Raw genomic sequence first — 18,825 nt, forward strand, 5'->3', positions numbered from 1 at the left:
ACGGAGACGCGTGTCGATGAAGCTGTTCCCCCGCTTGCTGCTGTCCCTGCTGGTCCTGCTGCCGCTGGCGGCCATGGCAGCCCCCGCCGCCGTACCGCTGGTCGAGGGCCGCGATTACGAACGCATCGCCCAGGCCGGTCCGTTCCAGCCGCTGGCCGGCAAGATCGAAGTGGTGGAAGTCTTCGGCTATACCTGCCCGCACTGTGCCCACTTCGAGCCGCAGCTGGCGGCCTGGGCCGCCAAGCTGCCGGCCGACGTGCGCTTCACCCCGGTGCCGGCCGCCTTCGGTGGCCACTGGGATGCCTGGGCCCGCGCCTATTACGCCGCCGACCAGCTGGGTGTGGCCAAGCGCAGCCACGCCGCCGTGTTCAAGGCCCTGCACGAGGCCGGCACGCTGCCGATGCAGAACGTTTCCCCCGATGAGCTGGCCACCTTCTACAAGGACTATGGGGTCGCACCGGCACGCTACATCGAGGCGCTCAGGAGCGATGCCGTGCAGCAGAAGTTCGATGCCGCGCGCGCTTTCGCCCTGCGCACCAAAGTGCCCGGCACCCCGGCACTGATCATCAACGGCCAGTACCTGGTGCGCGGCAACAGCTTCGATGAACAGCTGCGCATCGCCTCGGCCCTGATCGAGCAGGCGCGCAGCGGCAAGGCCCGCTGAGCCCGCCTCCGTCCCCGGGTTCGCTGAACCGGGGCCGACCCTTTGACACGGCACCGTCGCCGGTGCATGTCATCATTTCCCCCTGGCCGACGCCTGCGCCGGCCCCACCATGATGCTGGAGACGCTTCAATGAAGACCCGTTACGCCCTCGCGCTCATGGCGCTGCTGCCGATCCTGGCTGCCTGCAAGGCCCAGGACGGCACCGCCAACACCGCTGCACCGGCCGAACCGGCCACCACGCCGGCCCCGGCGGAAACCGCACCGGCCAGCCCGGCTGAAGGTGCTGCGCCGGCCAGCGAAGGCGACAAGGCACCGGCCGAGGCCGCCACGCCGGCACCGGCCAGCACCACCCTGACCGGTCCGGCCCCGGTGGAAGGCAGCGATTACCAGACCATCCCCAACGGCCAGCCGTTCCAGCCGGTGGCGGGCAAGGTCGAAGTGGTCGAGATCTTCGGTTACGTCTGCCCGGCCTGCGCGGCGTTCCAGCCGCTGGTCGGCCCGTGGAAGGCCGGCCTGCCCGGTGACGTGAACTTCGTCTACGTCCCGGCCATGTTCGGCGGCACCTGGGACAACTACGCCCGTGCCTTCTATGCCGCGCAGACCCTGGGCGTGCAGGAAAAGACCCACGAAGCCCTGTACCTGGCCATCCACGAACAGAAGACCCTCAAGGGCGAGCGTGGCGCTGACAGCGTCGATGACATCGCCAAGTTCTACGCCGGCTACGGCGTGGACCCGAAGCAGTTTGCCGCCACCATGGGCAGCTTCGCGGTGAACGCCAAGACCAATTCGGCCAAGCAGTTCGCCCAGCGCAGCCAGATCAGCGGCACCCCGTCGCTCATCGTCAATGGCAAGTATCTGGTCAAGGGCAAGAGCTTCGGCGACATGCTGCGCATCACCGACCACCTGATTGCCCGTGAGCGTGCCGCCGCCCAGGGCGCCCACTAAGCAGCGACGCAGCCCGGCCGTGAGTTCCCCCCACACACGGACCCTGCGCCTGCTGACGGCCAACATCCAGGCCGGCTCCAGCACCCGCCGGTACAGCGACTACGTGACCCGCAGCTGGTCACATGCGCTGCCGGCGGGCCGCAAGCGCAGCAGCCTGGATGCCATTGCCACGCTGGCCCGGGGCCACGATATCGTCGGCCTGCAGGAAGCCGACCCGGGCAGCCTGCGCTCGGGCTTCACCAACCAGACCCATTACCTGGCCCAGCGCGCCGGCTTCAATTACTGGAGCCACCAGCCGAACCGGCGCATGGGTGGGGTCGCCTCCAGCGCCAACGGGCTGCTGAGCCGGCTCGAACCGGTGGAAGTACAGGACCATGCCCTGCCTGGCCGCATCGGCGGGCGCGGCGTGCTGCTGGCCCGGTTCGGTGATGGCGACGAAGGCCTGGCCGTCGCGGTGGCCCACCTGTCGCTGGGTACCTCCTCGCGCATGGCCCAGTTGTCGTTCATCGCCGACCTGCTCTCCGACCACCCGAACGCGGTGCTGATGGGCGACTTCAACTGCCTGGCCGAACGCCCGGAAATGCAGGTGCTGTACCAGAAGACCTCCCTGCAGCCCCCCGGCAGCAACGTGCCGACCTTCCCCAGCTGGCGGCCGGACCGCGCCATCGACCACATCCTGGTCAGCAGCGCCCTGCAGCCCCGTTCGGTGGAAGCCGTGCCGGCCGCGTTTTCCGATCACCTGGCCCTGGCGATGGCGATCGACGTGCCGGCCAGTGCATTGCGTTGAAAAGCACCTCCACGCATGGCGTGGATCTACAAAGACCCATCCACGCATGGCGTGGATCTACAGGGCGGCCACCACCGGGGTCTTCAGGCGTCGCGCGGTCAGCGTGCTGCCCACCGAGGCCAGCACCGTGCAGCCGATCGCCAGCCACTGCAGGCCATGCAGGTGCTCATGCAGCAGCAGCATCGCCCACAGCGCGGCCACCGCCGGTTCCATGCTGATCAGGATGCCGAAGGTTTCCTTGGGCAGGCGCTTGAGCGCCATCATCTCCAGCGACATCGGGATGGCGCTGGACACCAGCGCCACCAGCAGGCCGGCGGCAAGGAGCTTCGGATCGAGCAGCGCCGCACCGGCATGGGCCACGCCCACCGGCACCACCACCAGCGAGGCCGCCAGCAGGCCCAGCGATACCGTGTGGCCGGCATGCAGGTGGCTGGCCCGCTTGCCGAACACGATGTACAGCGCCCAGCACGCCGCCGCCCCCAGTGCATACAGCACGCCGGTGGGGTCCAGCGCCGGGCCGCCGGCCAGCGGCAGCAACAGCAGCAGCCCCAGGGCAGCACAGCCCACCCAGAGGAAATCGATCATCCGTCGCGAGGACAGCATGGCCACCGCCAGCGGCCCGGTGAATTCGATGGCCACCGCGATCCCGAACGGGATCGTGCGCAGGGCCATGTAGAACAGCAGGTTCATCAGCCCCAGGGTGAGGCCATAGCGCAGGATGGTGGCGGCATCGGCACGCCCGGTACGCCAGCGCCAGGGCCGCCAGAACAGCAGCAGCAACAGTGCGGAAAACCCCACGCGCAGCGCGCTGGTGCCCTGTGCGCCGATGGCCGGGAACAGCTGCTTGGCGAAGGAGGTGCCAATGGCCAGGGAGGTGACGGAGCCAAGCACCGCCAGCGCCGGCAACAGCGGCGCGATTCGAGAGGTCTGCATACGCACAGTCTATTGCGCCGGCGGCGAGCACTTGGCTCAATTGACAGCCCGTCCGTGCAATTTCTGCTCGCCATGGCCACGCCCCCTGTGCTGGACAGTTTCGACCGCGCCATCCTGGCCCTGCTGCAACAGGACAACACCTTGCCGCAGCGGCAGATCGCCGAAGCCGTGAACCTGTCCACGCCGGCCGTGCAGCGCCGCATCAAGCGCCTGCAGGACAGCGGCGTGATCGCCGCCAACGTGGCGGTGGTCGCCGCGGCCCAGGTCGGGCGGCCGCTGACCATCATCGTCGAGGTGCGCGTGGTCAGCGAACAGCGCGCGCGGGTAGCGCCGTTCAAGCGCCGCGTGCAGGACGACCCGGCCGTGCAGCAGTGCTATTCGATCACCGGCGATGGCGATTTCCTGCTGCTGCTTTCGGCGGCGTCGATGGAAGAATACGAGGCGATCACCGAGCGGCTGTTCGGCGGCGATGACAACATCGAGCGCTTCCGCACCTCGGTGGCGCTGGGCACATTGAAGCGGAGTTTCCAAGTGCCGCTGGATTGAAACCGGCTTGGCCGGGCCACCGACCCGCCTCCGGCTTCATCCCGATTGCAACGTTTCGTATGGAATCCCGGGGCGGAAACCGGGAAGGTACTGTATCGAGCCTCCACCGGAACGCCCCCATCAACACCTTCCTCAGCGGGAAGCATCGACACTCCCGGATCGCGCTTGTGCTTGCGCTCGCATGGTCACCCTGTGCTCCCGCCAACGACCCTGCACAGAAGCGCGCGGCCGCAAGTGTCGCATCCACCTACGCATCCCTGTGGCTGGTCGCGTCCCCCGCGTTGGCGATCAGCGCGGCGGTTGACGCTGTCGGCACGTCGTCCGGCAACCCGAAGCGCCCTGGCCCCGCAGCGCGGCAGAAGGCGCAGGCACGGCCCCCCCTGCGGATTCAGGAAATCCGACAGCAGGCCAATGGCGACTATCACATCGATGTCGAAACCCTGGGGCACCCCGATCAACACGGCACGATGCTGTGGGCAGCGAGACCGGATAATCCCGCCACCGCGCTGAAGGCCGGAGACCTCCTGGCACTCACGCCGACGGCGGCAGGGTCCGGATGGTGGATTCATGCCGGCGGCGACCACGCTGTGGCTTTCATGCCCACGGCGGACAGCGCGCAGCACATCCTGAGCGAGTCCCTGCCGCCTTGAGGGGCGCACGGCCCACACTGCGCCCATCAGGCCGCACTGCCCGTTCCTGCGGATCCCGCCCTCCCGGGAGGTGCGGGCATCGCTCGACTACACTTCACTGCCATGGACATGCAAAGCAACGCCCGTCGCCTGCGCCGCTGGCTGCTGCGCGGCCTGTGCCTGGCCATTGCCAGCGTTGCGGCGTTGGCGCTGTGGAACAGCCCATGGGCCACCACCGCGAAGATGCTGTGGTCACTGTCGCGGATGCCGCCGGCCACGGCACTGCCTGTACCGGTGGACGGTGTCCGGTGGCGGCAGATCGCCGATACGTTCGGCGCCCCACGCGGGCGCGACCGCCACCACGCCGGCATCGACATCTTCGCCCGCCGTGGCACCCCGGTCCGCAGCGCCACGCCCGGGGTCGTTGCCAGCATCCGTGAGGGCGGGCTGGGCGGCCGCCAGGTCTGGGTCATCGGCCCGGGCCGCGAGCGCTACTACTACGCGCACCTGGAGCGCTGGGCGGAAAATCTGGCGCAGGGGCAGGTCGTGCAGGCCGGCGATCTGCTCGGCCATGTCGGCGACAGCGGCAACGCCCAGGGCACGCCCCCCCACCTGCACTTCGGGCTCTACGGACCGGCCGGGGCACGCGATCCGCTGCCACTGATGCGCTGATGCCGCCGGGGCAGCAGCCCACCGCGCCACGCCGCACGGCGGATTCACGATTTGTAAATAGAAATAATTCCCATTACCATGCCCGGGTTTCCGGCGCCGCCAGGACGGCGCGCCACCGTTCGCCCTGCCCAGCCACCGCCCTGACGCCAGGGCCCGCTACGGCGCGACATCCCCCCAGCCGCGGCGCCAGACCACCCGGGAAGCCGGTCGGGCGCACGCACGTGCCCGACCAGGAACCCCCGATGACCCGCCCCGCCTCTCCCCTGCCGCACCGCCTGTCCGCCGCCGTGCTCGCGGCCCTGTGCATGGCCACCGCCGCGTCCGCTTTCGCCGCCGATGCGGCTGATCCGACCACGCTGGACAAGGTCGTGGTGAAGGGCGAGCGCGCCGAAGGCTATTCGGTGCGCCGCACCTCGGCCGGCACCCGCTTCGACCTGGCACCGCGCGAGATTCCGCAGTCGGTCAGCATCATCAGCCACCAGCGCATCGAGGACCAGAACCTCGACGACATCATCGACGTGCTGGCCAACACCACCGGCGTCACCAGCACCCAGTCCGACAGCGAGCGCACCGAGTTCTACGCGCGCGGGTTCTACATCGACAACTACCAGTTCGATGGCCTGCCCACCACCATGGTGCAGAACTGGAGCTACGGCGATTCCGGCCTGGACCTGGCGCTGTATGACCGCGTGGAAGTGGTGCGCGGTGCGACCGGCCTGCTCACCGGTGCCGGCAACCCGTCCGCTTCGGTGAACCTGATCCGCAAGCACGCCGACAGCGCCGAACTGACCGGCAGCGTGTCGGTGAACGTGGGCAGCTGGGGCCGCACCCGCAGCACGGTGGATGTGACCACCCCGCTCAACGCCAGCGGCTCGGTGCGCGGCCGCGTGATCGGCAGCTACCTGGACACCGATGGCCAGATGGACCGCTACCACCAGCGCAAGACGCTGGGCTATGCGGTCATCGATGCCGACCTGACCCCGGACACGCAGCTGAGCGTGGGCTACGACTACCAGCAGAAGCGCGCCACCGGCGTGACCTGGGGCGGCTTCCCGATGTGGTATGCCGACGGCAGCCGCACGAACTACAACGAAGCCTTCAACCCGGCCACTGACTGGACCTACTGGGACACCACCACCAAGCGCGCCTTCGCCACGCTGCAGCACAGCTTCGCCAACGGCTGGAAGTTCAAGATCGGCGCCACGCATGACAAGACCGACTCGGACGACAAGCTGTTCTACCCGTATTACACGATCTACGGTTTCGACAAGACCACCGGTGCCGGCGTGGTGCCCTATTCGGGCTACTACCAGACCGAGCGCAAGGTCAACGGCGTGGATGGCTACATCGACGGGCCGTTCCAGCTGTTCGGCCGCGAGCACCAGTTCATGGCCGGGCTGAGCTACAACAAGCGCCAGTACGTCAACAACGGGGCATTCGACTTCCCCCTCCCGATGCCCAGCTACCTGGGCTGGACCGGCCGGTTCCCGGAGCCGAACTGGGCACCCATGCAGCAGTTCAGCCGCGGCACCATTACCCAGAAGGCCGGTTACGCAGCGACCCGCCTGTCGCTGGCCGATCCGCTGAAGCTGATCCTCGGTGCGCGCTACACCGACTACAGCCTTGATGCCACCGAAGGCACGGTGGTCATGCAGTTCAGCCACAAGGTGACCACGCCGTATGCGGGCCTGGTGTTCGACATCAATGACACCTGGTCCACCTACGCCAGCTACACCGAGATCTTCCAGCCGCAGACCACCCGCAACCGCCAGGGCAGCTACCTGGACCCGGTGGACGGCAAGAGCTACGAAGTGGGCGTGAAGGGGGCCTGGTTCGACAACCGCCTCAACGCTTCGCTGTCGGTGTTCCGCATCGAGCAGGACAACGTCGCCCAGGCCACCCCGGACAAGGTTCCCGGCACGGGCGACACCGCCTACATCGCCGCACGCGGCACCGTCAGCCGCGGCGTCGAGTTCGAACTGAACGGTGAACTGGCCCAGGGCTGGAACGCCACCTTCGGTGCGTCGCGCTACGTGGCCAAGGACATCAACGGCAAGGACATCAACAGCCAGCTGCCGCAGACCTCGCTCAAGGCCTACACCAGCTACACGCCGCAGTCGCTGGCCGAACTGACCTTCGGCGGCGGCGTGAACTGGCAGAACCGCATCTACTACGCCGATGCCACCTACGGCCGCTTCGAGCAGGATGCCTATGCGCTGGTCAGTGCGTTCGCGCGCTACCGCATCGCCCCGCAGTTCGCGGTGCAGGTGAACCTCAACAACCTGCTGGACAAGAAGTACTACTCGCAGATCTATGGCTACGGTGCGTTCGGCGATGGCCGCAACGGCTCGATCACCTTCACCTGGTCGTTCTGATCCGCGCCGGTGGGCGCCGGGCCCTGCCCGGCGCCTGCTGCCAGGCGGGTGCGCTCAACCAACCCGCATCGATACTTCCACCTCCTCGCCCACGGCCACGGAAAGGTAACCGCGTCCCGGCGCACGCACGTGGGCCAGGTAATCCGGCGCGTAGTCGGCATTGTCGGCCACGATCACCGCCGTCGGCGCAAGGCGGTCTTCCAGCAGCAACAGGATGTCGCTGTACAGCGGCTTGGCGCCATCGAGCAGGACCATATCGATGCGCTCAGGCAGGTCTTGGCGCAGCGTCTGCAGCGCGTCGCCCTGGCGGATGTCCACCAGGTCATCCAGCCCCGCCGCCGCCAGGTGCGCGCGGGCACGCTGCACCTTGCCCGGCTCGAATTCGCTGCTGACCAGCGTGCCACCGCCGTTGTCACGCAGCGCCGCTGCCAGGTGCAGGGTCGAAATGCCGAACGACGTGCCGAACTCGACTATCGTGCGTGCGCCGCTGCTGCGCGCCAGCAGGTAGAGCAGCCGCCCGGTATCACGCGACACCGGCAGCCACAGGTTCTTCAGGCGCCCATACAGGGCCAGGTAGTCGGTGCGGCTGTGCATCAGGCGCGCCTGCTCGTCGGCGCTCAGGCCGTCGAAGCTGCTGTCGTGGGCAGCATCGGCCTGGTCGAACAGGTCCTCCAGCAGCGTGGCCAGGGGTTCGGAGGTAAGGGTTGTCATCGGGGGAACGTCCGGCAGTAGGGAGGCGGCGGGCCGCCTGGAATGCGATTGATTCGTCGCATTTACAGCCTACGTGCGATCATCGCGGCCCACCATTCGCATTCCCCGGACCGCCCGGGCCTTCCATGAGCACTCCCGCAACCCCGCAGATTTCCTCGAGAAAACAGCCCCGGCAGGCCCGCTCGAACGAGCTGGTGGCGGTGATCCTGGAGGCAGCGGCTCAGGTTCTGGCCCAGCAGGGCGCGGCCCGCTTCACCACCGCACGGGTGGCCGAGCGTGCCGGGGTCAGCATCGGCTCGCTGTACCAGTACTTCCCGAACAAGGCGGCGATCCTGTTCCGCCTGCAGGCCGACGAATGGGCGCAGAACACCGCCGTGCTGCGGCGCACGCTGCAGGAAGGCCACGCACCACCGCTGCAGCGGTTGCGCGCGCTGGTGCATGCGTTCATCCGTTCCGAATGCGAGGAAGTGGAAATGCGCGTGGCACTCAGCGATGCCGCCCCGCTCTACCGCGATGCCCCCGAAGCACGCCAGGTGCGCAGCGCCGGCGAAGGCATGATGGAAGCCTTCATGCGCGAGGCACTGCCTGCCGCCACGCCGCAGCAGCAGGCGCTGGCCAGCGAGCTGATCGCCACCACGCTGAGCAGCGTGGGCAAGCGTTTTTCCAGCACGCGTCCAACCCGCGCCGACATCACCGCCTACGCCGACGCGGTAGCGGACATGTTCTGCGCTTACCTGCAGTCGCTGGATGCGCGCTAGCGCTACCCGGCTTCAGGCCAGTGCGGACGCAGCCAGCAGCACGATGGCCACGCTGCTGGCCCGCTGCAGCGGCAACCGCCAGTGGGCACGCACGGCCTTGTCCCCACCGCGCACGGCAAACAGGGCGTAGGCGAGGTTGCACAGCGCCGCCACGGCAACGAAGGTCACCGCGTGTACCAGCAGCTGCCATTGCAGCTGCAGGCCGGAACCGGCGTCGATGAACTGTGGCAGGAAGGCCAGCAGCAGCAACAGCAGGCGCGGGCTGCTGGCACCGGCCAGTACCCCTTCCAGGAACCGCAGGGTACGGGCCGGGCGCAGCCAGCCGGCCGCATCGCCGACATCGAGCACCGCCTCATGGCGCCGCCAGCCGCGTACGCAGGCAAACGCCAGCCACGCCACGCCGGCCACGCGCAGGCTGGCCAGCGCCGAAGGCGCCAGCCACAGCACGGCCCCCAGCAGCAGCACCGCCAGCACCAGCAGCAGCGCCGCCCCCAGCAGGCACCCCAGGCGCGCGGCGCGGCTGCAGTGCAGGCCCAGCTCGCTGGAACGGTCCAGTACCTGGCGGAGATTGTGGCCAGGCAGCGCGCACAACGCGAAGCAGGCGGCGGCGAACAGCAACCAGGTCGATATCTGCATGGAAAGCCTTGATGTTGGAAGGAGCGGCAGTATTCCTGCCGCCCCTCCCTGTCATCCGCGACACACTTTGCAGATCACGACAAAAAACAACGTTTGCAACTAGTCCTAGACCACCGGTGCGGGGCGTCCCGGCACCGGTGCCCACCGTCAGAACCGCAGGTCGGCGCGCAGGTACCAGTAGCGGCCCCGCGGGATGTCGTAGGTCGATGCGTCGTAACCGTTCAACGAGCACGACAGGCAGATCGGCGGATCCTTGTCGAACACGTTGTTCAACCCGGCCGTCAGCTGCAGGCCCTTCATCCAGTCGATCCGGTACCCCACCTGCAGGTCATGGAAGGTGGTGGCAGACAGCGTGTTGGTGCCGGCTGCCTGGTTGCTGCACACCGGGAAGGCCACCGCGTCACCGCAGTCCTCGGTCAACTCGGAAATGTGGCGCACCGTCCACGTTGCGCTCCAGTTGGCCAGCGACCAGTTCAGCGTGGCATTGCTGGTCCATTCGGGAATGGCGCTGTCGGCCACCTCGATGCCCGGCCCCTGCGGCTGCTTCTGCCCGGCCGCACCCAGCGCCTCGTAGCGGCCGACGAAGGTGTTCTGCCAGCCCAGCTTGAACTGGCCGATGCTCGACTGCGGCAGGGTCCAGAACAGATCCACGTCCCAGCCATCGGTCTTGATCGAGCCCAGGTTGGTCAGGCGGTTGTTGAAGCTGCTGACCGCACCGGTGCTGGCCCGGGTGATGCCGCCGCAGTACAGCGGGTCCAGCGTATCCACGCACAGGTCCAGCTGGGTCTGCGCGTTGATGGCCTGGATGGCGCCGTCGATCTGGTGGCGGTAGAAGGTCACCTCCACATCGAAGCGTTCCGACCAGGAGGCGTTGCTGCCGAACCAGGGGCTCCACACGAAGCCGGCACTGAAGCTGCGCGAGCGTTCCGGGTCCAGTTCGCGGTTGCCGCCGGTGGTCACCGAGATCTGCGAATTGGCCTGCTGGAAGCCGGCCGGCACGCCCAGCGTGGCGCAGTTGGCGGCGCTGCCGCGCGGCGGTGTACCGCCCAGGCCGACCGAGCACGGATCGAACAGCTGCAGGTCGGCACGTGCGGCCGACCCGTACAGTTCGCCGATGGACGGTGCGCGGAAGCCTTCGGCATAACTGGTGCGCAGCACGAAATCATTGGTCACCTGCCAGCGCAGGCCATACTTGGGGGTGAACTCGCCACCGAAGGTGGAGTAATCCGAGTAGCGCCCGGCCAGGCTCAGTTCCAGCTTCTCGCCGATGGCACTCTTGGCGAACAGCGGAATGCTCAGCTCCAGGTAGGCTTCGTTGACATCATAGGAGCCGGAGGTGGGCTGCGAGGGCACGCCGTTGTAGTGGCCGATCACCGTCAGCGGATCGGGCTGGTAGGCGCCCTTGTACTTGCGGTATTCGAAACCGGTGGCGAAGGCCACCGGGCCGGCCGGCAGCGCGAACAGTTCGCTGGACAGGTTGGCGGTGAACAGGCTCAGTTCGTTCTGGCTGCGGTCACGCACCACCGGCTGGATCCACTTCAGCATGTCCGGGGTGATCGAGCCGGCACCGCCGAAGATGTTCAGCGGCACGCAGCCGGGCGTGGCCGCGCAGACCGCCGGATCACCCAGCGCCATGTTCACCTTGTAGATGTCATAGCTGCCGTAGTTGGTCTGCTCGGCCTTGTTCTTGCTGTACATGCCGTTGACGTCCCAATCCCACGTGCGGTCGGCCGCATGGAAATTGCCGACCAGGCCGGTGGCCACATACGTGGTATCGACCTTCTGCTCGAACACGCGCGGGCCCCCTTCCACCGGGCGCCGGCCGATCAGGCTCATGTTGCCGCCGGACACCAGGTCGAAGCCGAACGGGTTGTACGGGTTCAACCGCGAGACCACGATGTTGTCGGCCAGCGGGTTGCCGGTGGCGCCATCGGGGCCGAAGAACAGCGGTTCCGGGCCGGCCTGGTTGGTCGACTTGCGCTGGTTGCCCAGTGCCTTGACGTACCACTGCACGTTGTCGGTGATGTCGAAGCGGAACTGGCCGAACACGCCTTTGCGTTCGGACGGGGTCAGCACCATGTTGTATTCGGCGAAGTTGAAGCGATCGGCCGTGGTGAAGCAGTGGTAATCGTCGGTGCGGCTGCACCCGGCACTGCCGTCATAGCGCGGGTTGCTCACCCCGGTGTTGGGCACGATGTTCTGCACCGCGCCGGTATTGGGGTCGGTGAACATGAAACGCCCCTGCGGAATGCCACCGCTGCCGAACGCCAGGCCGGTGCCGGGAATCGGGAAACGCGACTGTTCGCGGTCACGCGCGAACACCGGGTCCTGCTTGGTCCAGCTGGCGCCCAGGAACAGGCTGTAGCGGTCACCGCGCGTGCCCCAGGCCAGGTCCACGCCCTTCTGCGTGCCATCGCCCTTGCTGTATTCGCCATAGTTGAGCGTCACCTGCCCGCCATCGAAATCGCGGCGGGTGATGATGTTGACCACGCCGGCGATCGCATCGGAGCCGTACAGCGACGACGCGCCATCTTCCAGCACTTCGATGCGCTCGACGATGGCCAGCGGAATGGTGTTCAGATCGGTGGCCGCGCCAACGCCGGACGCGGACGATTCATTGACCCAGCGGATGCCATCGACCAGCACCAGCACGCGCTTGGCGCCCAGATGGCGCAGGTTCACCTGCGCCGAACCGGCGCCCACACCACTGCCATCGGGCGGGAAGCCGAAGTTGCCGGACGAATTGAACTTGGCGTTGAGCGCCGAGCCGGCACCGGTGAGTTGCTGCAGGACCTCGCCGATGGAATTCAGGCCGGTCTTTTCGATGTCGCCACGGGTCAGCGTATGGATGGGTGTCTGGCCTTCCACTTCGGCGCGCTTGATGCGCGATCCGGTGACCTCCACGCGGTCCAGGTCCGTGGTGCTGCGGCTGCTGTCCTGGGCCCATGCCGACAGCGGCATGAATGTGGCCAGGCACAGCGTGACCGCGACCGCCAAGGGGCGGTGGTGCAGATGGTTCATTCGCTCTCTCTCCAAAGGAATGTCGGGACGGTGGCTGCCGCATCCCCTGCACCGCGGCAACGTCTCCTTTGTAAACAAGAGGTAAATCCGGCGACGTGACGCCCGACACCTTTTCACGTCAATTTGACGAATCTGAAAGCAGATAACGTCAAATGGCCGCAGATCTAACACCAAAGTACTAGACGCTTCCTCCACAACGACGAACGCCGGGCAGCACCCGGCGTCGTCGGTGTCATTCCCTGCTGGCCCCGGATGCGGTCAGCGCACGAACGCGATGCGTTCCATGCCGGTGGCTTCGGCAGCGGCCAGGATCTTGGCCATGCCGTCGTACTCGGCCGCCGGGTCGGTGGCGATGCGCAGTTCCGGCAGGTTGCCGGCATTGGCACCGGCCTCGGCCTGCAGGCGTGCGCGCAGGTCGCCGATGGCCAGGGCCTGGCCATTCCAGCTGAGCTGGTTGGCCGCATCCAGTCGCAGCTCGATCGGCGGCGGCGGGTCCGGGCGCGCGATGGCCCGGTCGGTGGCCTGCGGCAACTGCACCGCGATGGGGCGGGAAATCATCGGTGCGGTCACGATGAAGATGATCAGCAGTACCAGCATCACGTCCACCAGCGGCGTGACGTTGATCTCTGCCAGGGGTCCTTGTCCTTCCACGCGATTGAACGCCATGTGCCGCTCCCTGCAGCCGGGCCGATTGCCCTGTTGCCGACACTACGCTGCCGCCCGCCCTGCCCGGAATGCACGCCTGAACGCTGATTCAGCCAGCGTTCTGGCGGCGCCTGCGGTTACGTTCTGCGACGTTGAATTCAGCCGGTTGCCGCTATGCTGCCAGCATGACCCGACACTTCCGCCCTGTCCTGCCATTGATGGCGCTGGCCACGACCCTGCTGGGGACGGTTGCCTGCGCATCCGCCCAATCCCTCGATGCCCAGCGCGCGCAGATGCGCGCCGCGCTGGACGCCGCCGAACGCGGCCAGCTCGATCCGGCCCAGGCCGCCGCGCTGCGCAACCACCCGCTGTATGGCTGGCTGGAACTGGCCGGCCTGCGCCGCAACATCGACACCGTGACCAACGTGCAGGCGCAGGATTTCCTCAAGCGCTATGACGGCCAGCCGGTGGCCAGCAATTTCCGCGGCGTGTGGCTGCCGGCCGTGGCCCGCCGCCAGGACTGGCCGACCCTGCTGGCCAACTGGGTACCCACCGACAATGTCGGCCTGCGCTGCGCGCAGCTGACCGCGCGCCAGGCCACCGGCAAGGCCGATGCGCAGTGGACCACCGAAGCACAGGATCTGTGGCGCAGGAACGGCAAGGCCCTGCCCGATGGCTGCGATGCCGTGTTTGCCGTGCTGCAGGCACAGGGCGGCCTGACCGATGCCCTGCGCTGGGAACGCGTGGATGCCGCCGCCGATGCGCAGCAGCCGGCGGTGATGCGCGCCGCGGCGCGTGGCCTGCCCGCTGCCGATCTGGCGATGGCCAACGACTACGCGGCCTTCGTCGATGCCCCCAGCGCCAAGGCACTGAACTGGCCGCGCAGCGAACGCAGCCGACGCATCGCCACCGATGGCCTGCTGAAACTGGCCAAGGCCAACCCGGATGCGACCGAACAGCAGCTGCCGCAGTACGCGCAGGCCCTGGGCCTGAGTGCGGCGCAGCAGGGCCAGGTGCGTTACCAGATCGCGCTGTGGACCGTGGCTTCGTACCTGCCCGATTCCGCACGCCGCCTCAACGCCGTGCCCGAATCGGCCTATGACGAGCGCCTGCACGAATGGCGTGCGCGCGAAGCCATGGCCCGCGGTGACTGGCCCGCCGCGCTGGCGGCCATCCGCAAGATGGGCCCGACCCAGCGCAACGACTCGCGCTGGCGCTACTTCGAAGGCCGCATGCTGGAAAAGACCGGCCAGGCGGCACAGGCACAACCGCTGTTCCGCGACGCCGCACGCGCCTCCACCTTCCACGGCTTCCTGGCTGCCGACAAGCTGCAGCAGGCCTATACGCTGTGCCCGTGGAAGCCCAACGACAGCGCCCAGGCCCGCGCCACCGTCGCACGCGATCCGGCCATCGTGCGCGCCATGGAACTGTTCCAGATCGACCGCAACAGCTGGGCCGTGGCCGAATGGAACAATGCACTGGGCCGCTTCGATGACACCCAGCGCCGCCTGGCCGTGGAAGTCGCCCAGGACAACGGCTGGTTCGACCGCGCCGTGTTCTCGCTGGGCCGCAAGCCGGACGAGCAGCGCCTGTACGAACTGCGCTTCCCGCTGCACCACGATGACACCATCCGCCGCGAAGCCGCCCGCAATGCGCTGGACCCGGCCTGGGTGGCGGCGGAAATCCGCGCGGAAAGCACCTTCACCCCGCGCGCACGCTCCACGGCCAACGCCATGGGGCTGATGCAGGTAGTGCCGGCCACCGGTGCGGCGGTGGCCAAATCGATCGGGCTGACCGGGTATGGCGGTGCCGCCAGCCTGTATGACCCGGACACCAACATCGCCATCGGCAGCGCCTACCTGCGCCAACTGCTGAACAAGTACAACGGCCAGCCCTACGTCACCATCGCCGCTTACAACGCCGGGCCGACCCCTACCGCGCGCTGGCTGGGCCAGCGCCCGGATTTCGACCCGGACGTGTGGATCGAAACGATCAGCTACAAGGAAACGCGTGAATATGTCGCGCGCGTGCTGGCTTTCAGCGTGATCTACGATTGGCGCCTGAACGGCGATGCGCTGCCCTTGGGCGACCGCATGCTGGGCAAGCTGCAGGACCGTCGCAAGGCCTTCACCTGCGCGGCCAACGCCGACCAGGGCGGGGACTGATCGCCCCGGGCGTGAGCGCACGGTAGCGCCAGGCCATGCCTGGCTGCGGCCCCCACCGCGTGATGATGGATTCAATCCACGCATGGCGTGGATCTACGGCACGGCCCCCACCGGCGTGGTGAGGGATTCGATCCACGCACGGTGTGGGGCCGCGTGGCCCGGCGCCGGGCGCGCCCACCATGCGATCATGCCCGGCATGAAGATCTATCTTGTCGGCGGCGCCGTGCGCGACCGCCTGCTGCAGCGCCCTGCCGGCGACCGTGACTGGGTCGTGGTCGGTGCCACGCCCGCACAGATGGAGGCGCAGGGCTATCGTGCCGTGGGCCGCGATTTCCCGGTGTTCCTGCACCCGGATACCGGCGAGGAATACGCCCTGGCCCGTACCGAACGCAAATCCGGCCGAGGCTACCGCGGCTTCGTGGTCGACGCCGACCCGTCGGTGACGCTGGAACAGGACCTGCTGCGCCGCGACTTCACCATCAACGCCATCGCCTGCGATGAAGCCACCGGCACCCTGGTGGACCCGTATGCAGGCGTGCGCGATATCGAACGGAAGATCCTGCGCCACGTCGGCCCGGCGTTCGTGGAAGATCCCCTGCGCGTACTGCGCGCGGCGCGCTTCATGGCCCGCTTTGCGCCGCTGGGCTTCACCGTGGCGCCGGAGACGATGGACCTGATGCGCCAGGTCGCCGCCAGCGGCGAACTGGATGCCCTGGTACCCGAGCGGGTGTGGCAGGAACTGCGCAAGGCCCTGGCCAGTGCACGCCCTTCCGCCTTCCTGCGCACGCTGCACGACGCGCAGGCGCTGGGCCCGATCCTGCCCGAACTGGAAGCCCTGTACGGCGTGCCGCAGCGTGCCCAGTTCCACCCGGAAATCGATACCGGCCTGCACCAGGAAATGGTCAGCGACATGGCCGCGCGCCTGGCACCGGGTGACGACCTGGTCGGGTTCGCCGCGCTCACCCACGATCTGGGCAAAGGGCTGACGCCCCGGGAGGAATGGCCGCGCCACATCATGCACGAGCAGCGCGGGGTGAAACCGCTCAAGGCACTGTGCGCTCGCCTGAAGGTGCCGACCGAACACCTGCAGCTGGCCGAAACGGTCTGCCGCGAACACCTCAACGTGCACCGCATCGATGAACTGCGCGATGCCACGGTGCTGGAGATGCTGGGCCGCATGGATGCCTTCCGGCGCCCGGAGCGCATCGCCCGCATCGCGCTGTGTTGCGACGCGGACAACCGGGGCCGGCTCGGCTTTGAGGACAGCGCCTATCCGCAGGGGGACACCCTGGTGCGCCTGCACCGGGCGGCGCTGTCGGTACAGGCACGTGATATCGACACCACGCACCTGCAGGGCCCGGCCATCGGCCAGGCGCTGGCCAAGGCACGTACGGCCGCCATCGCCGCCGCACGCGCGGGCTGAAACCGGCCCGCTTACTGCGCCGCGCGGGTGATCGCCGCTGCGCGCTGCTTCAGGTGCACCACCGCGTCGGGAATCATCTCCATGCCCAGGTCGAAGCCCGGGTTGAGCACGATGCCCACGCCGTCGGACATGGCGCCCAGCAGCCACAGCACGTCCACCGGCAGGGCGTTGTCGAACTGCGGCAGCTGCTCGCTCCACGGCAACGCCCGTTCCACGGCAGAGAACACCGCGAACATCGGCTCGCCGCTTTCGGCGGTCAGCACCAGCGGGGTGATCGATTCATCCCATTCCGAATCGGCTTCCACCGGCGAATCCAGCAGCACGAAGACCTGGTCGGCCAGCAGGCTGTCCAGGAAATCCTGTGCGGCCAGCGAGCCGTCCTGGGCCTGTACCAGGCGTGCTTCCAGGTCGTTGAGGGGTTCGAAGGGGGTGTCGTGTTCCATGTTGCGTCCGAGGGTGGTTAACGGGTGCGACTTTACCAGCCCCGGGCTTCAGGCGATGTGTCCGTACCGCCACAGCCAGCCCAGCAACGCCAGCCCTGCCACCACCACCAGCATCAGCGGCAAGCCGAAGCGGTGACGCCACGGGATCGGCACGCCACCCAGCTGCTGGTCCATGGCCACGGTGTCCAGCACCCAGCCGTGCTGGCAGCGGGTGCAGGCCAGTTCGTAGCGGCGCTGGTAGGCGAAGCCGAACAACAGGTCGATGCGCGCCATTCTGTAGCGCAGCTGCGGGGCGAAGTCGGTTTCCGTCTGGCAGCGCAGGCAGTGATGGGCCTCGGTCGGGCCGACCACCACGACGCGCTCCTGCTGGCCGATCAGCATCATCATCGGTCAGCCACCGCTGCAGGCAGGCTGTGCCAGCAGCCACGCCTGGGCGGCGGCGACGGTCGCCGCATCGCCGCCGGTGTACTGGTCCGGCTCGATCTTCAGCCCATCGCCGTGGCCGTTGCGGTCCTGCATCACGCTGGTGGTCAGCACCAGCGAACTGCCATCGACCAATCGACGCACCACATTGGCGGTAGACACGCCGCGGGTCGGCTCGCCGAAACTGCGCGTGTCCGGACGACCACGGAAGGCCAGCACCGTCGCCTCGCCGGAGCTGGCGGTGCGCGGCCCGGTCAGCACAGCCACAGGCGCGCCTCCGCGCTTCAATGTGAAACCGGGCGCACCGAGATCGACGATCACGCGCGTACCGAGGCGCACGCCGGACGCGGTCAATTGCCAGAGCGAGGGGCCTTCGGTGGTGACGAACCCACCCACGGTCTGGTCATCGCCCTCAGCGGTCCTCAACAGCGGCGCGGCGCCCAGCAGCATCGGCCACATGTTGCCACCGGTGTTGCCGCGCAGATCCACGATCCAACCGCAGCGGGTGTCATTGTCCTGCTCTCGGATCTCAGCCTGCCAGCGCGATGCGCGTTCCCGCATCTGTTGCTGCCCGGTCGGACCGGGCACGACGGCGAATCCGCCGATGCCGACCCGGCCGATACGCGGATCAAGACGAGGCGCATCAACGGCTGTGGCAGGTGCACCCGCCGCCGCTGCAGCGGCGGCGTTGACACGGCCAATGCGCTGTCCCCGCGCATGCATCTGCTCCGCGCTCATCCAGGCACCATGCCCACCCGAGCTGCGGTCGATGGCGTCCTTCAGCACATCGCGGATCTTTTCCGGATCATCCTGTGCGGCACTCATGTGCGCACGGATTTCCGGCCAATCCACACGGTCGCGGTAGAGCGCTTCGCGTTCGAGCATGTCCACCAGTTCGATCTGTGCCTGCCGTGTGGGCAGTTCGATGGCTGCGGCGGGGGCCGCCAGCGCGCTCATCGCAACGGCTGCGGCCAAGGCCAGCGTCGTGACGCGGACATCAACGGGCATTCGACGCTCCTTCGTCGGAAGAGAGAAACAGCAGCATACGC

At 67.9% G+C, this 18,825-nt stretch carries 18 protein-coding genes; 10 read left to right on the top strand and 8 right to left on the bottom strand.

Annotation, left to right across the window (positions count from 1 at the left end):
* The first annotated feature begins 16 nt into the window (after nt 1-16).
* The 3 genes from Q9R17_RS05070 to Q9R17_RS05080 all read left to right on the top strand — a co-directional run bounded on the left by Q9R17_RS05070 (nt 17) and on the right by Q9R17_RS05080 (nt 2,396).
* On the top strand, nt 17-664 hold the full coding sequence (locus Q9R17_RS05070) for a thiol:disulfide interchange protein DsbA/DsbL (RefSeq protein ID WP_308157352.1): 648 nt from the start codon (nt 17-19) through the stop codon (nt 662-664).
* A 129-nt stretch (nt 665-793) separates the two neighbouring features.
* The gene (locus Q9R17_RS05075) at nt 794-1,609 is read left to right on the top strand and encodes a thiol:disulfide interchange protein DsbA/DsbL (protein WP_308157353.1); all 816 of its coding nucleotides are present in this window, start codon (nt 794-796) and stop codon (nt 1,607-1,609) included.
* Nucleotides 1,610-1,658: 49 nt separating this feature from the next.
* On the top strand, nt 1,659-2,396 hold the full coding sequence (locus Q9R17_RS05080) for an endonuclease/exonuclease/phosphatase family protein (RefSeq protein WP_308158283.1): 738 nt from the start codon (nt 1,659-1,661) through the stop codon (nt 2,394-2,396).
* 57 nt (nt 2,397-2,453) lie between these two features.
* Here Q9R17_RS05080 and Q9R17_RS05085 read toward each other — a convergent pair whose 3' ends face one another.
* Complete coding sequence (locus Q9R17_RS05085; RefSeq protein WP_308157354.1) at nt 2,454-3,329, bottom strand: EamA family transporter; 876 nt, start codon at nt 3,327-3,329, stop codon at nt 2,454-2,456.
* A 72-nt stretch (nt 3,330-3,401) separates the two neighbouring features.
* On the opposite strand from Q9R17_RS05085, the gene Q9R17_RS05090 reads away from it, so the two are divergent.
* The 4 genes from Q9R17_RS05090 to fhuE all read left to right on the top strand — a co-directional run bounded on the left by Q9R17_RS05090 (nt 3,402) and on the right by fhuE (nt 7,551).
* Nucleotides 3,402-3,875: an Lrp/AsnC family transcriptional regulator gene (locus Q9R17_RS05090; protein WP_308158284.1), complete on the top strand. Its 474-nt coding sequence runs from the start codon at nt 3,402-3,404 to the stop codon at nt 3,873-3,875.
* A 167-nt stretch (nt 3,876-4,042) separates the two neighbouring features.
* Nucleotides 4,043-4,525: a hypothetical protein gene (locus tag Q9R17_RS05095; protein ID WP_308157355.1), complete on the top strand. Its 483-nt coding sequence runs from the start codon at nt 4,043-4,045 to the stop codon at nt 4,523-4,525.
* Between the two features lie 102 nt (nt 4,526-4,627).
* On the top strand, nt 4,628-5,176 hold the full coding sequence (locus tag Q9R17_RS05100) for a M23 family metallopeptidase (RefSeq protein WP_308157356.1): 549 nt from the start codon (nt 4,628-4,630) through the stop codon (nt 5,174-5,176).
* A 242-nt stretch (nt 5,177-5,418) separates the two neighbouring features.
* On the top strand, nt 5,419-7,551 hold the full coding sequence (gene fhuE, locus Q9R17_RS05105; RefSeq protein WP_308157357.1) for a ferric-rhodotorulic acid/ferric-coprogen receptor FhuE: 2,133 nt from the start codon (nt 5,419-5,421) through the stop codon (nt 7,549-7,551).
* Between the two features lie 54 nt (nt 7,552-7,605).
* On the opposite strand, the gene Q9R17_RS05110 is transcribed toward fhuE, so the two are convergent.
* The gene (locus Q9R17_RS05110) at nt 7,606-8,262 is read right to left on the bottom strand and encodes a class I SAM-dependent methyltransferase (protein ID WP_308157358.1); all 657 of its coding nucleotides are present in this window, start codon (nt 8,260-8,262) and stop codon (nt 7,606-7,608) included.
* 125 nt (nt 8,263-8,387) lie between these two features.
* Here Q9R17_RS05110 and Q9R17_RS05115 point away from each other — a divergent pair, with 125 nt between their 5' ends.
* A complete protein-coding gene (locus Q9R17_RS05115) occupies nt 8,388-9,020 on the top strand; it encodes a TetR family transcriptional regulator (protein WP_308157359.1) in 633 nt (210 codons plus the stop codon).
* Nucleotides 9,021-9,032: 12 nt separating this feature from the next.
* Here Q9R17_RS05115 and Q9R17_RS05120 read toward each other — a convergent pair whose 3' ends face one another.
* From Q9R17_RS05120 to Q9R17_RS05130, 3 genes are all read right to left on the bottom strand, one after another.
* A complete protein-coding gene (locus Q9R17_RS05120) occupies nt 9,033-9,656 on the bottom strand; it encodes a LysE family transporter (protein WP_308157360.1) in 624 nt (207 codons plus the stop codon).
* Nucleotides 9,657-9,803: 147 nt separating this feature from the next.
* Entirely contained in the window at nt 9,804-12,677 is a 2,874-nt protein-coding gene (locus Q9R17_RS05125; protein ID WP_308157361.1) for a TonB-dependent receptor, read from the bottom strand.
* Nucleotides 12,678-12,935: 258 nt separating this feature from the next.
* A complete protein-coding gene (locus tag Q9R17_RS05130) occupies nt 12,936-13,343 on the bottom strand; it encodes a biopolymer transporter ExbD (protein WP_308157362.1) in 408 nt (135 codons plus the stop codon).
* Nucleotides 13,344-13,540: 197 nt separating this feature from the next.
* Between Q9R17_RS05130 and Q9R17_RS05135 the strand changes: the two genes are divergently transcribed.
* Nucleotides 13,541-15,487 carry a transglycosylase SLT domain-containing protein gene (locus Q9R17_RS05135; protein ID WP_308158285.1) on the top strand — a complete coding sequence of 649 codons (1,947 nt, stop codon included), beginning with the start codon at nt 13,541-13,543 and terminating at the stop codon, nt 15,485-15,487.
* A gap of 196 nt (nt 15,488-15,683) precedes the next feature.
* Nucleotides 15,684-16,910 carry a multifunctional CCA addition/repair protein gene (locus Q9R17_RS05140; RefSeq protein ID WP_308157363.1) on the top strand — a complete coding sequence of 409 codons (1,227 nt, stop codon included), beginning with the start codon at nt 15,684-15,686 and terminating at the stop codon, nt 16,908-16,910.
* Between the two features lie 11 nt (nt 16,911-16,921).
* On the opposite strand, the gene Q9R17_RS05145 is transcribed toward Q9R17_RS05140, so the two are convergent.
* From Q9R17_RS05145 to Q9R17_RS05155, 3 genes are read right to left on the bottom strand one after another with little or no spacing between them, the layout of a single operon-like run.
* Entirely contained in the window at nt 16,922-17,353 is a 432-nt protein-coding gene (locus Q9R17_RS05145) for an SseB family protein (protein WP_308157364.1), read from the bottom strand.
* 48 nt (nt 17,354-17,401) lie between these two features.
* Nucleotides 17,402-17,737, bottom strand: a complete 336-nt coding sequence (locus Q9R17_RS05150; RefSeq protein WP_308158286.1) for a hypothetical protein — start codon at nt 17,735-17,737, stop codon at nt 17,402-17,404.
* Between the two features lie 6 nt (nt 17,738-17,743).
* A complete protein-coding gene (locus Q9R17_RS05155) occupies nt 17,744-18,784 on the bottom strand; it encodes a S41 family peptidase (RefSeq protein WP_308157365.1) in 1,041 nt (346 codons plus the stop codon).
* Nucleotides 18,785-18,825 lie beyond the last annotated feature (41 nt).

The organism is Stenotrophomonas sp. 24(2023) (genome assembly GCF_030913365.1).
Taxonomy (GTDB): domain Bacteria; phylum Pseudomonadota; class Gammaproteobacteria; order Xanthomonadales; family Xanthomonadaceae; genus Stenotrophomonas.